Below are 208 nucleotides of genomic sequence, written 5' to 3'. Positions count from 1 at the left end.
AGAAGAAGCTTGTATTCCTGTCTTAGAAAAAGTATCTGGTTTAACATTCAATCAAGATTTCTTTGCGGGTTATAGTCCTGAACGGATTAATCCAGGGGATAAGCTTCACCGTGTGACCAATATTTTAAAAATTACGGCAGGCTCTACACCTGAAACTGCTGATTTTGTCGATGAGGTTTATAACCTTATTATTGAAGCAGGGACGCAC

General features: G+C 38.9%; 1 pseudogene. It reads left to right on the top strand.

Going from position 1 to position 208, the window contains the following annotated elements:
- Positions 1–208 (top strand): annotated as a pseudogene (locus RRF55_RS29440) (Vi polysaccharide biosynthesis UDP-N-acetylglucosamine C-6 dehydrogenase TviB); the annotation flags it as partial.

It is taken from the genome of Klebsiella sp. K47, from assembly GCF_051858335.1.
Lineage (GTDB): Bacteria > Pseudomonadota > Gammaproteobacteria > Enterobacterales > Enterobacteriaceae > Klebsiella > Klebsiella pneumoniae.
The sequence above is the reverse complement of the archived record's forward strand: the minus strand, read 5'-3'. Positions and strand labels throughout refer to the sequence as shown.